This is a genomic window from Streptomyces sp. NBC_01013, assembly GCF_045162765.1.
Lineage (GTDB): Bacteria > Actinomycetota > Actinomycetes > Streptomycetales > Streptomycetaceae > Streptomyces.
In genome coordinates, this window is the sequence record NZ_CP108687.1 from 3365666 (window position 1) to 3383077 (window position 17412).

The 17412-nt window shown below is 67.2% G+C and carries 13 protein-coding genes; 7 read left to right on the top strand and 6 right to left on the bottom strand.

What is annotated here, in order from left to right; translation table 11 throughout:
• Positions 1–89: 89 nt before the first annotated feature.
• Positions 90–992, bottom strand: a complete 903-nt coding sequence (locus OG538_RS14365; RefSeq protein ID WP_406093632.1) for a DUF3626 domain-containing protein — start codon at positions 990–992, stop codon at positions 90–92.
• Between the two features lie 284 nt (positions 993–1276).
• On the opposite strand from OG538_RS14365, the gene OG538_RS14370 reads away from it, so the two are divergent.
• On the top strand, positions 1277–1741 hold the full coding sequence (locus tag OG538_RS14370; protein WP_406093634.1) for a GNAT family N-acetyltransferase: 465 nt from the start codon (positions 1277–1279) through the stop codon (positions 1739–1741).
• A 110-nt stretch (positions 1742–1851) separates the two neighbouring features.
• Here OG538_RS14370 and tuf read toward each other — a convergent pair whose 3' ends face one another.
• The 4 genes from tuf to rpsL all read right to left on the bottom strand — a co-directional run bounded on the left by tuf (position 1852) and on the right by rpsL (position 6218).
• Positions 1852–3045 carry an elongation factor Tu gene (tuf, locus tag OG538_RS14375; protein WP_148020219.1) on the bottom strand — a complete coding sequence of 398 codons (1194 nt, stop codon included), beginning with the start codon at positions 3043–3045 and terminating at the stop codon, positions 1852–1854.
• A 160-nt stretch (positions 3046–3205) separates the two neighbouring features.
• On the bottom strand, positions 3206–5335 hold the full coding sequence (gene fusA / locus OG538_RS14380; RefSeq protein WP_406093636.1) for an elongation factor G: 2130 nt from the start codon (positions 5333–5335) through the stop codon (positions 3206–3208).
• 38 nt (positions 5336–5373) lie between these two features.
• The gene (gene rpsG / locus OG538_RS14385) at positions 5374–5844 is read right to left on the bottom strand and encodes a 30S ribosomal protein S7 (RefSeq protein WP_014154599.1); all 471 of its coding nucleotides are present in this window, start codon (positions 5842–5844) and stop codon (positions 5374–5376) included.
• Between the two features lie 2 nt (positions 5845–5846).
• Entirely contained in the window at positions 5847–6218 is a 372-nt protein-coding gene (gene rpsL / locus OG538_RS14390; RefSeq protein ID WP_003948652.1) for a 30S ribosomal protein S12, read from the bottom strand.
• A 370-nt stretch (positions 6219–6588) separates the two neighbouring features.
• Here rpsL and OG538_RS14395 point away from each other — a divergent pair, with 370 nt between their 5' ends.
• From OG538_RS14395 to OG538_RS14420, 6 genes are all read left to right on the top strand, one after another.
• On the top strand, positions 6589–7341 hold the full coding sequence (locus tag OG538_RS14395; RefSeq protein WP_406093638.1) for a Crp/Fnr family transcriptional regulator: 753 nt from the start codon (positions 6589–6591) through the stop codon (positions 7339–7341).
• 108 nt (positions 7342–7449) lie between these two features.
• Positions 7450–8217, top strand: a complete 768-nt coding sequence (locus tag OG538_RS14400) for a hypothetical protein (protein WP_406093640.1) — start codon at positions 7450–7452, stop codon at positions 8215–8217.
• Positions 8214–10436: a hypothetical protein gene (locus tag OG538_RS14405; protein WP_406093642.1), complete on the top strand. Its 2223-nt coding sequence runs from the start codon at positions 8214–8216 to the stop codon at positions 10434–10436. The genes OG538_RS14400 and OG538_RS14405 overlap by 4 nt, the downstream gene beginning before the upstream one ends.
• Positions 10433–11755, top strand: coding sequence for a hypothetical protein (locus OG538_RS14410; RefSeq protein WP_406093643.1), 1323 nt, complete (start codon positions 10433–10435; stop codon positions 11753–11755). The genes OG538_RS14405 and OG538_RS14410 overlap by 4 nt, the downstream gene beginning before the upstream one ends.
• Positions 11752–12276: a Pycsar system effector family protein gene (locus OG538_RS14415; protein WP_406093645.1), complete on the top strand. Its 525-nt coding sequence runs from the start codon at positions 11752–11754 to the stop codon at positions 12274–12276. Before OG538_RS14410 ends, OG538_RS14415 begins: the two co-directional genes overlap by 4 nt.
• Before the next feature lie 130 nt (positions 12277–12406).
• Positions 12407–13381, top strand: a complete 975-nt coding sequence (locus OG538_RS14420; RefSeq protein ID WP_406093647.1) for a M48 family metalloprotease — start codon at positions 12407–12409, stop codon at positions 13379–13381.
• A 95-nt stretch (positions 13382–13476) separates the two neighbouring features.
• Here the strand turns inward: OG538_RS14420 and OG538_RS14425 are convergent, their stop codons facing one another.
• Positions 13477–17376 carry a DNA-directed RNA polymerase subunit beta' gene (locus OG538_RS14425; RefSeq protein ID WP_406093649.1) on the bottom strand — a complete coding sequence of 1300 codons (3900 nt, stop codon included), beginning with the start codon at positions 17374–17376 and terminating at the stop codon, positions 13477–13479.
• Between the last annotated feature and the right edge of the window lie 36 nt (positions 17377–17412).

The window sequence follows — 17412 nt, forward strand, 5'->3', positions numbered from 1 at the left end:
GAGGGTCGACGGCCGCCGCCTCGAGGACTTGCGGCGGCCTGCGGTCCCGGAGCACGGAACAGGCCCGCGGTCCCTCCGGCACCGGCCCCTCAACGAAGGCCATCGAGTACAGCCCCCTCCGTGGCTGCCGGCGTCACCGGACTCTCCGCGGCCTTCCGGGGAGACCCGAATCGCGCCAGGTAGTGCCACACCTTCTTGACCGCCTGGGGGTCGTAGAGGCCGGCACGTGCAGCGTCGCCGACGATCCGCGGATCGAGCATGCCGTCGACCGCGATCCGCGCGCCCAGGTCGACGTGTTCCTTGCCGCGATAACCGGGGTGACGCCGGAGTTCCTCCACCCCCAGCCGGAAGCCTGGGTGCCACTCCACCGGGCAGCCAAGACGCAGAGCCGCGTCCTCGACGGTCGTGTCTCGGTAACAGGGGTCCAGCACCAGCGCCTCCACGTCGCGTCGCAGGTGGACCGACGCGTGCACCTGCGCCTCGATGTAGTCATCGAGCTCGTCCTGACGATCGGCGCAGGCAAGCTCGATCAGCCCCATGCGGGCCGCGACGCCGAAATCCGCCGGTTCGAGGAAACTGTCCGGGTAGCAGAACGTGCTGCGCGTCAGCGTCCGGGCCGTCAGCCGGAAGTGGGCCGAGCCGAACCGCGGCGCCCCGCCGACCGGCTTGCGGCGGAAATTCAACGCCCCGTAGACGGGCCGCTCACGAGCGGTCGCTTCGTCGTACGCGCCGTCGAAGATCCGGCTCTCCCAGCGCCACCGGTCACCGCCCGGATACGCGGTCAGGCCGCCGTTACTGGTCCCCGTGACGAACTGCGAGTGGTAGACGCCGCCCTCTGCCATAGCGTCCAGGATCGGCTCGCCGTGCAGCAGACGGTCCGGGTGGAAGTTGAGGGTCACCCGCAATGCCGGGTCCATCGGAGGGCCCGACGCCAGTTCCGCGACATGCCGAAGGGCCCGTTCCTGCGCTGTCCGGGAGGCTGCAGAGCTCATCGGCCCAGTGTTCCCCAGCCCGATCGACCGGTGCACGCGGATTGTTCACCGCCATACCGTTCCGGCGTGACTGAATGTTGACTGACCACCCATCGATGCCGTCGGCATCCCCTACCCGGTATCGCGCGCCCGTGCGCCCAGCCCGGCTCCCCCGCTACCCTCCGAGCTTTCCGCGCGTATCCGGGTGTGCCGTGCGCCAAGCCTTCATCGAGCGACGGGTATGCGACCTCTCCAGGAGCTGTCCGCCCGGGAACCCGCCGTCGCCCCTCTGACAGACTCCCGCCATGCATGTACGTACCACTCAGGCGTGGACGCTGCGCCCCGCCACCCCCGGCGACCTCGAAGCCATCGTCGAGATCCGGGCCGTGGTGATGCGACCGGATCTCGTCCGCCTCGGCCGCTACGACGAGCACCGGGTGCGTCAGCGGATGCGCGACTCCTATCTGCCCGAGTACACCTCGGTGATCGTCGTCGACGGCCGCTTCGCCGGGAGTGTCACCCTGCGCCCCTACGAGGACGGGCACTGCCTGGAAAGCTTCTTCATCGCCGAGGAGCTCCACGGGCGGGGCATCGGCTCGGCCGTGCTGAGCGCCCTGCTGGCCCGTACGGACGCCGAAGGGGTACCGGTCCGCCTCAACGTGCTCCGGGGCAGCGCGGCCCGGCGGCTGTACGAGCGGCACGGGTTCGTCCTGGAGCGGGAGGACCCGGTCGACGTGTTCATGGTGCGCCGGCCCGTCTCCCCGTCGTAGGAAAGGGAAGGCCCGTAGAAAAAGTAGGGCCCCGTCCCACCGCTTGCGCGGCGGGGCGGGGCCCTTCTCGGTGCTCTTGTGCGGAGCTACCAGGTCAGACTCTCACGTACTTACTTGAGGATCTTGGTGACCTGGCCGGCGCCCACGGTCCGGCCACCCTCACGGATGGCGAACTTCAGGCCCTCTTCCATGGCGACCGGCTGGATCAGCGCGACGTCCATGAGGGTGTTGTCACCCGGCATGACCATCTCGGTGCCCTCGGGAAGGGTCACAACGCCCGTCACGTCCGTGGTACGGAAGTAGAACTGCGGGCGGTAGTTGTTGAAGAAGGGGGTGTGACGGCCACCCTCGTCCTTCGACAGGATGTAGGCCTGGGCCTGGAAGTCCGTGTGCGGCGTGACCGAACCCGGCTTGATGATGACCTGGCCGCGCTCGACGTCCTCGCGCTTGATGCCACGGAGGAGCAGACCGACGTTCTCACCGGCCTGGCCCTCGTCGAGCAGCTTGCGGAACATCTCGATGCCGGTGACCGTGGTGGTGGTCTTCTCGGTCTTGATACCGACGATGTCGACGGTCTCGTTGACCTTGAGGACACCACGCTCGATACGACCGGTGACGACCGTGCCACGACCGGTGATCGTGAAGACGTCCTCGATCGGCATCAGGAACGGCTTCTCGACGTCACGCTCGGGCTGCGGGATGGACTCGTCGACGGCCTTCATCAGGTCGAGGACGGTCTGGCCCCACTCCTTGTCACCCTCAAGAGCCTTGAGCGCCGAGACCTTGACGACCGGAAGGTCGTCGCCCGGGAACTCGTACTCGGAGAGGAGCTCACGGACCTCGAGCTCGACGAGCTCCAGGATCTCCTCGTCGTCCACCATGTCGGCCTTGTTCAGCGCGACGACGATGTAGGGAACGCCGACCTGGCGGGCCAGGAGCACGTGCTCCTTGGTCTGCGGCATCGGGCCGTCGGTGGCGGCGACCACGAGGATGGCGCCGTCCATCTGCGCGGCACCCGTGATCATGTTCTTGATGTAGTCAGCGTGACCCGGGCAGTCGACGTGCGCGTAGTGACGCGACTCCGTCTGGTACTCGACGTGCGCGATCGAGATGGTGATACCGCGCTGGCGCTCTTCGGGAGCCTTGTCGATCTGGTCGAAGGCCGAGGCCTCGTTCAGGTCCGGGTACGCGTCGTGCAGCACCTTGGTAATGGCGGCCGTAAGGGTCGTCTTACCGTGGTCAATGTGACCGATGGTGCCGATGTTGACGTGCGGCTTAGTCCGCTCGAACTTTGCCTTCGCCACTGGGTCCTCCTGCGGAGTGGTTCTGTACGCCTTGCTTCATCGGCGCCAGGTGATCTTTGCTGGGATGCCGGGGCCGGGGGGCATTCGACGCATTGCTTGCGCGCCGCGTCAAATGCCCCACCAGGCTCCGGTGATAAGCCTAAAGCGTCAACTCGGGGAGTTACTCGCCCTTGGCCTTCGCGATGATCTCCTCGGCGACGTTCCGCGGAACCTCGGCGTAGGAGTCGAACTGCATCGAGTAGCTTGCGCGACCCGAGGTCTTGCTGCGGAGGTCTCCGACGTAGCCGAACATCTCCGAGAGGGGCACGAGGCCCTTCACGACGCGAGCGCCGCTGCGCTCCTCCATGGCCTGGATCTGGCCACGGCGGGAGTTGAGGTCGCCGATGACATCGCCCATGTAGTCCTCGGGCGTGGTGACCTCGACGGCCATCATCGGCTCGAGGAGCACGGGGGACGCCTTGCGAGCGCCCTCCTTGAAGGCCTGCGAACCGGCGATCTTGAAGGCCAGCTCCGAGGAGTCGACCTCGTGGTAACCACCGTCGAGAAGGGTGACGCGGACGCCGACCATCTCGTAACCGGCCAGGATGCCGAACTGCATGGCTTCCTGAGCACCCGCGTCCACCGAGGGAATGTACTCACGGGGGATGCGGCCACCGGTGACCTTGTTGACGAACTCGTAGGACGCGTCGCCACCCTCGATGGGCTCGATGGCGATCTGCACCTTCGCGAACTGGCCGGTACCACCAGTCTGCTTCTTGTGCGTGTAGTCGATGCGCTCGACGGCCTTGCGGATCGTCTCGCGGTACGCGACCTGCGGCTTGCCGACGTTCGCCTCGACGCGGAACTCGCGCTTCATGCGGTCGACGAGCACCTCGAGGTGAAGCTCGCCCATACCACCGATGATGGTCTGGCCGGTCTCCTCGTCGGAGTGCACCTGGAAGGACGGGTCCTCCTCGGAGAGGCGCTGGATGGCAACACCCAGCTTCTCCTGGTCACCCTTGGACTTGGGCTCGATGGCGACCTGAATGACCGGCGCCGGGAAGTCCATGGACTCCAGGATGACCGGGTTCTTGTCGTCACACAGCGTCTCACCGGTGGTGGTCTGCTTCAGGCCCATGACGGCGATGATGTCACCGGCGCCCACCGACGCGATCTCCTCACGCTTGTTCGCGTGCATGCGGTAGATCTTGCCGATGCGCTCCTTCTTGCCCTTGACCGAGTTCAGCACCGCGGTGCCGGCCTCGAGGCGACCGGAGTAGATCCGGACGAAGGTGAGCTTGCCGAGGTGCGGGTCGCTCGCGATCTTGAACGCGAGGCCGGAGAACGGCTCGTCGTCCGAGGGCTTCCGCCGGATGACCTTCTCCGGGTCCTTGACGTCGTGGCCCTCAATGGCCTCGACGTCCAGGGGGGAAGGCAGGTAGCGGACGACGGCGTCGAGCAGGGGCTGAACGCCCTTGTTCTTGAACGCGGTGCCACAGAACACCGGGGTGACGGTGATCGAGTCGGCGGTGCCCTTCGATGCGAGGGTGATCCGACGGATCGCCTCGTGCAGCTGGTCCTGGGAAGGCTCGACGCCCTCCAGGTACAGCTCCATCATCGCGTCGTCGTTCTCCGAGACGGCCTCGAGGAGCTTGCCGCGCCATTCCTCGGCGGCCTCCTTGAGGTTGTCCGGGATGTCGATGACGTTGTACATCTCGCCCTTGGCGGCCTCTTCGGGGTACACGAAGGCCTTCATCGACACGAGGTCGACGACACCCGTGAAGTCGGCTTCGGCGCCGATGGGGAGCTGCATCACGATCGGGACGGCGCCGAGGCGCTCGACGATCATGTCGACACAACGGAAGAAGTCGGCACCGGTGCGGTCGAGCTTGTTGACGAAGCAGATACGCGGCACGCCGTAGCGGTCCGCCTGACGCCACACGGTCTCGGACTGCGGCTCGACGCCGGCCACACCGTCGAACACGGTGACGGCGCCGTCGAGGACGCGGAGCGAACGCTCCACCTCGACGGTGAAGTCGACGTGACCCGGGGTGTCGATGATGTTGATGGTGTGGTCAACATCATTGAGCGGCCAGTGGCAGGTCGTCGCGGCAGACGTGATCGTGATGCCGCGCTCCTGCTCCTGCTCCATCCAGTCCATCGTGGCAGCGCCGTCGTGGACTTCACCGATCTTGTACGAGACGCCGGTGTAGAAGAGGATCCGCTCAGTGGTGGTCGTCTTGCCCGCGTCGATGTGGGCCATGATCCCGATGTTGCGGACCTTGGCCAGGTCAAGCGAAGTGGTGGCCATAAGGCTCAATCTTCTCTCGGTCTCGATGGGGTAAGCGACTACCAGCGGTAGTGCGCGAAGGCCTTGTTGGACTCGGCCATCTTGTGGGTGTCCTCGCGCTTCTTGACAGCAGCGCCAAGACCGTTGGAGGCGTCGAGCAGCTCGTTCATGAGGCGCTCGGTCATCGTCTTCTCGCGACGGGCGCGGGAGTAACCCACGATCCAGCGCAGCGAGAGGGTGGCGGCACGACCGGGCTTGACCTCGATCGGCACCTGGTAGGTGGCGCCACCGACACGGCGGGACTTGACCTCGAGCGAGGGCTTGACGTTCTCAAGCGCGCGCTTCAGCGTGATGACCGGGTCAGCGCCGGTCTTCTCGCGGAGGCCTTCCATGGCGCCGTACACGATCCGCTCGGCGGTGGAACGCTTGCCGTCGAGCAGGATCTTGTTGATCAGCGACGTGACAAGAGGAGAGCTGTAGACCGGGTCGATGATGACCGGGCGCTTCGGGGCGGGGCCCTTACGAGGCATTCTTACTTCTCCTTCTTGGCGCCGTAGCGGCTGCGGGCCTGCTTGCGGTTCTTGACACCCTGGGTGTCGAGCGAGCCGCGGATGATCTTGTAACGAACACCCGGCAGGTCCTTCACACGGCCACCACGCACGAGCACGATCGAGTGCTCCTGCAGGTTGTGTCCCTCACCCGGAATGTAGGCCGTGACCTCGATGCCGGAGGTCAGACGCACACGCGCGACCTTACGGAGGGCCGAGTTCGGCTTCTTCGGGGTGGTCGTGAAGACACGCGTGCAGACGCCACGACGCTGGGGCGAACCCTCGAGCGCGGGCGTCTTGTTCTTCTCGACCTTGTCCTGCCGGCCCTTCCGGACCAGCTGCTGAATCGTAGGCACTACTTCTCCGGTTTCTGTGTGCCGTCGGTGAAACTAACCTGGAACGTCACCGACCCACGCGGTCGGGTGTGTCGGATACTGCGGGCCACTCCCCTGGAGCAGTGGAAGCACAGATCACGGTGGCCAAAGACGGACTCGCCGTGCGGCTGAAAACACGCACACGAGACCAGGCACACCCCAGGCACAAGGTCTGAGCGTACCTACCTCACGGACCTGGGTCAAAACAAATGCTGTCCCGACCCCGCGTTCCGCCCCAGGCGGCATGACGTAATCGTCCGGGAACGGTGCGTGGCCGAAACCTCGTCACTCACCTGCGCGTCTCGCGGCACCGTCAGTACATTGAACCGCGCGCCGGAGGACGGGGGACTGGATGACGGCTGCCACGGCCCTACCCGGCGACGACGGGCTCGACGACCGCGTTCCCTTTCTCGCCCGTCTGGAGCGCGAGGACCGGGAAGCCCTCCTTGCCCTGGGCCGAGAGCTGTCCTTCGCTCCCCGCGCGCCTCTCCTGCAGCAGTATGAGCCGTCTTCCCACGTCCTGCTCATCCTGCACGGCTGGACGAAGGTCATCGCAGCCTCCGAGAACGGGTACGAGGCGCTGCTCGCACTGCGGGGCCCCGGTGACATCGTCGGCGAGTCCGCCGCTCTGACGGGCCGGCCCCGCTCAGCGACGGTGACCGCATTGGCTCCGGTACGGGCCGTCGCCGTTGCGCACGACCGGTTCCGCGAGTTCGTCAGCCACTCCCCCTCCGTCGCGCTCAAGCTGCTGGGACTGACATCCGACCGGACCCGGGCCGCCGACCGACGCCGGCTGGAGTTCGCTTCCATGAGTGTCCGAGAGCGGTTCGCGGTTCTGCTCCTCGATCTCGTCCGCTCGCACGGACACCGCACCGACGAGGGCATCGAGATCGCCGTCCCTCTCAGCAAGCAGGAACTGGCCGGCGCGGTCGGCGCCTCGCGCGAAATGGTGCAACGGCTACTGAAGGACCTGAGGGCCCGCGGCATCGTGGTCACCGGTCGTAAGGCTCTGGTGGTGGTGCGTCCGGGCGCCCTGCGTCTGATCGCGCGCACTTCGTCCACCCTGCCCGCCGAACTGCCCCGGCAGAGCACACTCGCGCCCTGACGTCTGTGCACGCGGTCACACTGCTACTGCGTCATCTGCACTCACCGCTGCCCCCGTGCCGACGACAGGCTCTTGCCGTACCCGTCCCCGGCGAGAGGCAGCCCACCTATGTCCGGCCCCGTGAACAGCACCATCCTCCTTCTCGACATCGAGAAGTTCAGCCTTCGCGACGACGTCGAACAGGCATATCTGCGGCGCATGCTGTTCGAACTCACTGATCGCGCCCTGCTGGCCGCCGGAATCGAGATGACCCAGCGCCAACGCGCGGACCGGGGCGACAGCGTCATGGAACTCATCGATTCCAACGCGTCGTCCACGACTCTGCTGCGCACCCTTCTCGGCTTCGTACCGGCGGAATTGCGTGCGCTGAACCGTACGGCCTCCAACTCCGCGCAGATGAGACTGCGCGGAGTGGTCGCGTCCGGGTACGTGGCGGTCGACGGCGAAGGCGGCTGGGTGGGGTCCGATCTCAACCATGCCTGCCGCCTGCTCGATGCCGACGTACTGCGGAAGGCGCTGCGGGAGGAGCGCGGCGACTTCGCCCTGTGCGTGTCCGAGACCGTCTACCAGGGCGTCGTGCGCCACAACCATCCCGGTGTGCCGGCGGAGGAGTTCCATTCCGTCACGGTGGACAGCAAGAACGGGCCGTTGCGGGCCTGGCTGCACAGTCAGGGGCCCAGGAATGACGTGCCGGCCTCCCGCAGCGATGGCGCAGCGGCCGCGCCCCAGCGGCCCGCCTCCGGGTCCCGGCCCGCGTTCGACATCGGCGGAGCGACGGTCACCGGCGGAGTCTTCGGCGGCGAGAACCACGGCATCGGCGGCGGCACTTTCCACGGTGATGTCACCTTCGGGGGAGACCGCGGAGACCGGAGGTGAGCAGCGAGAACGAGGCGGGAAAGACGGAGGGGCACGACCGGCCGTCGGAGGGCGAACCCCCCGGACATCCGGACGATGGGGCGAGCGCCAAAGCCACCGACCGGCCGCAGGATGCCTGGGCGGCACAGCGGGATCTACTTGACCACACCCCGCGCACCATGGCATTCGGCGAAGGATCCCGCCTTGCCGGTGGTGTCTTGGGCGGCGTCAACCACGGTATCGGCGGCGGTTCGTTCCACGGCGATGTCCATGTGGACGCCAGGACCCAGATCCACTACGGGTTCGGCGGCCTGTCCACCGCCCAGTCCTCGGGCGAGATCCGCGCCGCCGCGCTGGAGGAGGTGGCAAAGTCGTTCGCCGATCCGGGCCCCGCCTTCGCCGGTCTCATCGAGCGGCTGCACGACGAACGGGTGCTCGTACTCAGCGGGCCTCAGTCCTCGGGGCGGCGCACCGCCGCCCTCATGATGCTGCACCGCCTGGGAGTCTCGCCGGTGCACTCCGTCGCCCGCGACACGGCACTGAACTCCCTCGTACCGGACAGCGAGGAACAGAGCGGGGCTCGCGGCCACCTTCTGTGCGACCTGGAGACCGACCGGAACAAGCCGTTGCGAGACGTGGATCTGCTGGCCCTGCGGGACCGGCTCACCCTGCGGAACGCGTATCTGGTGATCACCATCGGGCCTCGGGCCCACGTCGAGGACGTGGAGCCCGACGTCTGGGAGCCACCACCGCCGGCGGACATCCTCGCCGCGCACCTCCGCGCGCGGCTCGCCCCGGACGCCGTCGCGGACCTCCTGTCCCTGCCGGTGGTCACGGAGTTCCTCGACCGCGCACACCAACCGCGCGAGACGTCCGAGTTCGCCTCGGTACTGGTGCGGTACGCGGCCGGCGACTCCGATGAGCAGCGGGTCGAGAACTTCTCACTGCTTGCGCTCGAAAGCCAGGTCCGGGAGTGGTTCGAGGAGGATGACACGGTTCTTCACCTGCGGGAGAAGGCCTTTCTCATCGCACTGGCCGCGTTCGACGACGGCCCCTACGCACTGACGGCCGAGGTCAGCGACCGCCTGTACGCACGCCTTCAGAGCACTGCGGATTCCCAACGCCCGGCTGCCGTACCTGTGTTCGGCACGCACATCGGCAAGCGTCTCCAACTGGCACGGGCCCTTCGCTACGAGGCCGAGCAGCCCACCGAGTGGGGGCCTGTGCGTCAGGTGAAGGCGGCTTTCCTCGACGACCGGACCGCACTGGTCCTCCTGCGGGAGGTGTGGACCGGGCATCCGTCGGCACGGCCGGCGCTGGTTCGATGGCTGCAGGACCTGGCGGAGGACGGCAGGCCGCTCGTCCGCACGCGTGCGTCCTCCACCGCAGCCGTCCTCGCCCATACCGATCTCCCCTCCGCCATGGCGCTCGTCATCGAGCCCTGGGCAACCTCGCCACTCTTCGGCCCCCGGACCGTCGCGGTCAATGCCCTGACCCTCGCCCATCACGTCGGCACGCCCAATGTGCCGCGCATCCTCGACGCCTGGTGCGACAGCAAGACGCCCCATCTGCGCTGGGTGGCGATCCGTACCCATGGGCTGATCGGTCCCGAGCGCCCCATCGAGACGATGGCGGCGCTGCGTACCGCAGCACGGAGGGAGGAACTCGCCGAAGCCGTCGATCCGGACCGGCCGGGCCGGGAGGACGACGAGCAACTGGCGGAGGTGCTGGCCGAATCGGTAGAACTCCTGCTGCTCTCCTCGGTCGCCGACCAGGTGCTCGGCGAACTACTCAGGACTCTCGACCACGACCAGCGAATCCGGGCCATGGCCGTCAACGGATTCCTCGGCGCCTGCGGACGGACCCAGCACCGCACGCCCTCGGAGCGTCCGTTCGTCCTGGACTGGTACGCGGCGTCCCTTCACGCCCGAGCCCTCGCCTCTACCGGCATCCCGGCTCTTCTTCGTACGGCGCTGAACGACAGTGCCCACCGCCCACGTGCCCTCGACGTGCTGCGCCGGTGGGTGGTGTCGGCGGACCGCGACCCCGCGGCCGAACACGCCCTCGCCCACCTGCTGTCCGCCTTGGTGACGAACGAGACCGATCACCGGCGCATAAGCCATCTGCTGGGCACGGTGCCGGGCGACGACGGCCCGGCTCCGCCGGCAGCGGCCCGTCTGCTCGATGCGCTGCCGCTCCACAGGCTCTTTCCGACAAGCACAGGAGATCCATCGGCATGACCCGATTCCATCGCCTTCCCGACTGGGAACAACCCGCCGGCCGTCATACGGCGCTCAAGGACCCGGTACTGACCGTTCGCCAGCTCCCACGGTTCGGCTTCGTTCCCCGGAAACTCACCCGCATCGACCATGCCCTGGTGTTCTCGACGCCCTCGGGTGCGTACGTCACATCGCTGCCTCCCATCCGGCCGACACGGGCGGAGGTCATAGGCAAGCGTTACACGGCCGTGTACGAGGTGGACATGGGCGTACATCCCGTCGTCATGGCCCTGCGCCTCCCGAGCAGTAACGACGCCCTCCAGTTCGAAGGAGCCGTCGAAGTGAGCTGGCAGGTCGCCGACCCGGCTGTCTTCGTGGCGTCCGGACACCGCGACGTGCCGCGTCTGTTGCTGGGCGAGCTGGAGCAGGAAGCCCGCTCGATCGCGCGGCACTTCGCCGTCACGAGCAGCGCCGAAGCCGAGGCGGAGGTTCTTCGAGCGGTGCACGCGAGGGGGCCGCTCGGCGCATGGGCCGGTCTCCTCGTCACGTGGACGATGCGGCTGCACCGGGACCAAGACAACATCGATCACCAGAGGCGCATGCAAGCAATCGACCACGCGGCCACAGAGCGCATCCACCACGAACGGCGGGGAACCGACTGCGACGTCGAGGTGAACTTGCGCGAACAGCGGCGCGACCGACTCCGGTACGACCGGACCCTGACCTACGGAGAACAGCAGCAGGCACTTCTTCTTCAGCAGCAGAAGTGGCGGACGGAACTACGCGAATCCGAACTCGCGAAGATCGATTTCTACCAGGCCCAGTTGGAACAAGGGGGGGTAAGGGCCTGGGCCTTGCACCTCGCCGAGCATCCAGAGGACTCCCGGCTGGTCGTGCAGAGCCTGCGTCAGGACCAGGTGAATATGATCCGAGCCAAGGCGGACATGGTCGCCAAGCTGCTCGACGGGGACAACGCCGAAGGGTACGAGCTCGCGGCACCCAAGAAGCTCGCCCTGCGCGCCATGCACGACATCCTGAACCAGCAACTGCCCACGGACGACACGGGCCAAGGTGCACCGGTTCCCCGGTTGCCCGTCACCCCGTGGCCCCCCACCGAGGCGTTGACAGATCCGCTCCTCGGCGCTTCAGGGGGCGAGTCGCCCGTACCGGGCGGGCCCCGTCAATCCGACTCCGATCCGTACACCCCTGGCTCGTACAGTTCCGCCGGGGGCGTCTCAGGAACCGGGTCTCCGTTCGATTCGCGCCTGCCCGGACCCCGACCCGCCCAGCCGCCCGAGACGCCCAGGGCCGATGGCACGGGACCGGAGGGCTCCCGATGAGCGGCCCTGCCCCGTCAACACCGCTACCTGCGCCGGGCGCCGAGGCCGCTGCTCGTCTCCTGACCGAACTCCGCGCCGAGATCGCCCGGGCCGACAGCAAGGCAGCCGTCGTGGTCGCGGCACTCGGCATGAGTTCGAGCGTCGTCTGCGGCGTCCTGGTCAGCCGGGACTGGCTATCGGGCCATCTGTCGGGGCTGGGTGCGATCGTGTGGTGGGCGGGGGTCGTCGCCCTTGCCATCGCTCTGCTGTTCCTTCTGATGGCGGTGGTTCCGCGTTACCGTGCCAGCGACTGGGCTCCGGGGACCCCGCTCACGTACTTCGGCGACATCCAGCGGGCGGTGCGGCGGAACCTTCTGCCGGAGGCGCTGGCCGAGACGGAGCGGCTGCCCATGGCGGCACTTCTGGCCGCGCTGACAGAGACCAGCCGGATCGCCACGCGCAAGCACCAATGGATACGGGCCGGTCTGATCGCCTTCTGTCTCGGCACCCTGATGCTCCCCGTATCCGTGGTCATCGGCTGACCTCCCGACATCATCGAGGACGGACATGTCACAGAACCCAGACGAACCTCCCCACCGCCGGAAACGGATCACTGGCGCTTCCGCCCGGCCCCCGGACGGCGCACCCCGGACGCCCGGTGACCTCGGCCTGGTGGACGACCTCGAGTATCTCCACGCACCCGGCAAACGGCTGTACATCGCCGCCCGCCAGAGGCGAGCCGATCCCACCACCCTGGGCCAGCTGGTCCTGCACCTGCCCGCATTCGCGTTCAGTCTCGGGATGGTCCTCGTGGTCGGCCGGCTCTTCGAACTCGCCTGGGGCCTACCGCTCTGGCTCCCCGTCACACTCTGGCTGGTTTCGGGGCTGCTGGTCTTCCACCGCCCCACGGAGGATCTGTACGCCCGCTATGTGCTGGGGTTCCGCTATCCCCTCCCCCACGAGCTCGCCAAGCTCGGACCGGTCTGGCGCGAGGTGACCGGACGCGCCGGGATCGAAGGCGACGGCTACCGTCTGTGGATCGAGAACACCGAGAACCTCAACGCCTACGCAGCCGCAGGCCACATTGTCGGCGTCACCCGGTTCGCGGTGGAAAGCCTGCCGAGTGCCCAGCTCGCCGCCGTGCTCGCGCACGAGCTGGGCCACCACACGGGCGGACACAGCTGGTCCACGCTCGCAGGCCGCTGGTACGGGCTGCCCTGCCGGGCGGCCTTCCGGGCCGGGCACGCGGTGCTCAGCAGCACAGACAGCGTGATGGTGCGGGGCTCCTGTCTGGTCACCGCGGTCCTGCTCGCCGGATCCAGCTTCATGCTGCTCGGGCCGGCCGCCGCGCTGCTCGGCGGTGTCCCGCTGGTTCTCCTTCTCCTGCCCTACGCGACGGCGGCGCTGAGCAGGCGTGCCGAGCTTCGCGCAGATGTGCACGCGGCCTCGCTCGGCTTCGCACCCATGCTGACGGAGGTTCTGCTCGCCATGGAAAACGCCGGAACGCCGACGTCTCCGGCCCCTGGCACAACCGGGCCCAGGGGTGCCGTCACACGATCCGGGCCCGGCGCGCAACTGCTTGCCTCCCACCCGGACTACGCGACCCGCCTGCACCGCCTCCGTCCCTTTCTGACACCACAGCGCTGAGAGGCACCGACCGGCGTTCCGTCTCCGAAAACGTCGGAGGGCGGCCACCCCGTGTGTACGGGATGACCGCCCTCCGGTCGTATCAAGCGACTCGCTTACTGGTTGTACGGACCGTAGTCGTAGTCCTCCAGCGGAACGGCCTGGCCGGAGCCCGTGCCGAACGGCGAGTAGTCGATGTCGTCGTAGCCGACGGCCGAGTACATCGCGGCCTTGGCCTCTTCGGTCGGCTCGACCCGGATGTTGCGGTAGCGGGACAGACCCGTACCGGCCGGGATGAGCTTACCGATGATGACGTTCTCCTTGAGGCCGATCAGGGAGTCGGACTTGGCGTTGATCGCCGCGTCCGTCAGGACCCTGGTCGTCTCCTGGAAGGAAGCCGCGGACAGCCACGACTCCGTCGCCAGCGAGGCCTTGGTGATACCCATCAGCTGCGGACGACCGGAGGCGGGGTGACCGCTCTCCTGGACCACACGACGGTTCTCGGTCTCGAACTTCGAACGCTCGACGAGTTCGCCCGGCAGGAGTTCCGCGTCGCCGGACTCGATGATCGTCACGCGGCGGAGCATCTGCCGGATGATGATCTCGATGTGCTTGTCGTGGATCGACACGCCCTGCGAGTTGTAGACCTTCTGGACTTCGCCGACCAGGTGGACCTGGACCGCGCGCTGACCGAGGATCCGCAGCACGTCGTGCGGGTTGGTGGCACCCACGGTGAGCTTCTGGCCCACCTCGACGTGGTCGCCCTCGCCCACCAGCAGACGGGCGCGCTTGGAGATCGGGAAGGGAATCTCGTCGCTGCCGTCGTCCGGCGTGACCACGAGCTTCTTGGTCTTCTCGGTCTCCTCGATCCGGACCCGGCCGGCGGACTCCGAGATCGGGGCGACACCCTTCGGCGTACGGGCTTCGAAGAGCTCGACGACTCGGGGCAGACCCTGGGTGATGTCGTCACCGGCCACACCACCGGTGTGGAAGGTACGCATCGTCAGCTGGGTGCCGGGCTCACCGATGGACTGGGCGGCGATGATGCCGACCGCCTCACCGATGTCGACCAGCTTGCCGGTGGCGAGCGAGCGTCCGTAGCAGAAGGCACAGGTGCCGACCGCGGACTCACAGGTCAGGACCGAACGGGTCTTGACCTCCTCGACGCCGGCGCCCACCAGGGCGTCGATCAGGACGTCACCGAGGTCGACGTTGGCAGGAGCGATGACCTTGCCGTCGACGACGACGTCCTCGGCGAGCATGCGGGCGTACACCGAGGTCTCGACGTCGTCCGTCTTGCGGAGCACGCCGTCGGCACCCTTGACCGCGATCTTCAGCTTGAGGCCACGGTCGGTGCCGCAGTCCTCCTCGCGAATGATCACGTCCTGCGAGACGTCCACCAGACGACGGGTCAGGTAACCCGAGTCGGCGGTACGCAGGGCGGTGTCCGCCAGACCCTTACGGGCACCGTGCGTGGAGATGAAGTACTCCAGAACGGTGAGGCCCTCACGGAAGGACGCCTTGATGGGACGGGGAATCGTCTCGTTCTTGGCGTTCGACACCAGACCACGCATACCGGCGATCTGACGCATCTGCATCATGTTTCCTCGGGCACCCGAGTCAACCATCATGAAGATGGGGTTCGTCTTGGGGAAGTTCGCGTTCATCGCCTCGGCAACCTCGTTGGTCGCCTTGGTCCAGATCGCGATGAGCTCCTGCGTGCGCTCGTCCTTGGTGATCAGACCGCGCTCGTACTGCTTCTGGACCTTCTCGTCCTGCTCCTCGTAGCCCTTGACGATGGCCTTCTTGGCCTCGGGCACGACGATGTCGGCAACGGAGACGGTGACCCCGGAACGGGTCGCCCAGTGGAAGCCCGCCGCCTTCAGGTTGTCGAGCGTCGCCGCCACGATGACCTTGGGGTAGCGCTCGGCGAGGTCGTTGACGATCTCGGAGAGCTGCTTCTTGCCGACCGAGTAGTCGACGAACGGGTAGTCCTCGGGCAGCAGCTCGTTGAAGAGCGCGCGGCCCAGGCTCGTCCGCAGCCGGAAGGTGTCACCCGGCTGGTACTCGGGCTCGCCCTCCTCGGCGACCGGCGGCACCCAGCCACGCGGCGGGATGGTGCCCACCGGGAAGCGGATGTCGACGGACGACTGAAGCGCCAGCTCGCCGGCGTCGAACGCCATGATCGCCTCGGCCGTGGAGCCGAACGCGCGGCCCTCGCCCTTGGTGTCACGGAGCTCGCCGTCGGTGGTCAGGAAGAACAGACCCAGCACCATGTCCTGCGTAGGCATGGTGACGGGACGGCCGTCGGCCGGCTTCAGGATGTTGTTCGAGGACAGCATCAGGATGCGGGCCTCGGCCTGCGCCTCCGCGGAGAGCGGCAGGTGCACGGCCATCTGGTCACCGTCGAAGTCCGCGTTGAACGCGGTGCAGACGAGCGGGTGGATCTGGATGGCCTTGCCCTCGACCAGCTGCGGCTCGAAGGCCTGGATGCCGAGGCGGTGCAGCGTCGGCGCACGGTTCAGGAGAACCGGGTGCTCGGCGATGACCTCTTCCAGGACGTCGTACACGACCGTGCGGCCGCGCTCGACCATGCGCTTGGCCGACTTGATGTTCTGCGCGTGGTTCAGGTCCACCAGGCGCTTCATCACGAACGGCTTGAAGAGCTCCAGCGCCATGGCCTTGGGCAGACCGCACTGGTGCAGCTTGAGCTGCGGGCCGACGACGATCACGGAACGCGCGGAGTAGTCCACACGCTTACCGAGAAGGTTCTGACGGAATCGGCCCTGCTTGCCCTTCAGCATGTCGCTGAGGGACTTGAGCGGGCGGTTACCGGGACCGGTCACCGGGCGACCACGGCGGCCGTTGTCGAACAGCGCGTCGACGGCCTCCTGCAGCATCCGCTTCTCGTTGTTCACGATGATCTCGGGGGCACCGAGGTCAAGGAGACGCTTGAGGCGGTTGTTGCGGTTGATCACACGGCGGTACAGGTCGTTCAGGTCGGAGGTCGCGAAGCGGCCACCGTCCAGCTGCACCATCGGACGCAGGTCCGGCGGGATGACCGGCACGCAGTCGAGCACCATGCCCTTGGGCTTGTTGCTGGTCTGCAGGAACGCGGAGACGACCTTGAGGCGCTTGAGCGCACGGGTCTTCTTCTGGCCCTTGCCAGTACGGATGATCTCGCGGAGGCGCTCGGCCTCCTCGTCGAGGTCGAACGACTCCAGGCGCTTCTGCAGGGCGGCAGCGCCCATGCAGCCGTCGAAGTACGTGCCGAAGCGGTCACGCAGCTCGCGGTAGAGCAGCTCGTCGCCCTCGAGGTCCTGGACCTTGAGGTTCTTGAAGCGGCTCCACACCTCGTCGAGACGGTCGATCTCGCGCTGCGCACGGTCACGCAGCTGCTTCATCTCACGCTCGGCACCTTCGCGCACCTTGCGGCGCACGTCGGCCTTGGCGCCCTCGGCCTCGAGCTCGCCGAGGTCGGTCTCGAGCTTCTTGGCGCGGTTCTCGAGGTCCGAGTCGCGACGGTTCTCGACCTGCTGACGCTCGACGGAGACGTGAGCCTCCAGCGACGGGAGGTCGCGGGTGCGGCGCTCCTCGTCGACGAACGTGATCATGTACGCGGCGAAGTAGATGACCTTCTCGAGGTCCTTCGGCGCGAGGTCCAGCAGGTAGCCCAGGCGCGACGGGACGCCCTTGAAGTACCAGATGTGGGTGACGGGAGCGGCAAGCTCGATGTGGCCCATGCGCTCACGACGCACCTTGGCGCGAGTCACCTCGACGCCACAACGCTCACAGATGATGCCCTTGAAGCGGACACGCTTGTACTTGCCGCAGTAGCACTCCCAGTCCCGGGTCGGACCGAAGATCTTCTCGCAGAAGAGTCCGTCCTTTTCGGGCTTGAGCGTGCGGTAGTTGATGGTCTCCGGCTTCTTCACTTCGCCGTGGGACCAGGTCCGGATGTCGTCCGCGGTGGCAAGGCCGATCCGCAGCTCGTCGAAGAAGTTGACGTCGAGCACTTGTCGTCAATCCCTCTTTCGGGGGTTCGAGCCCCC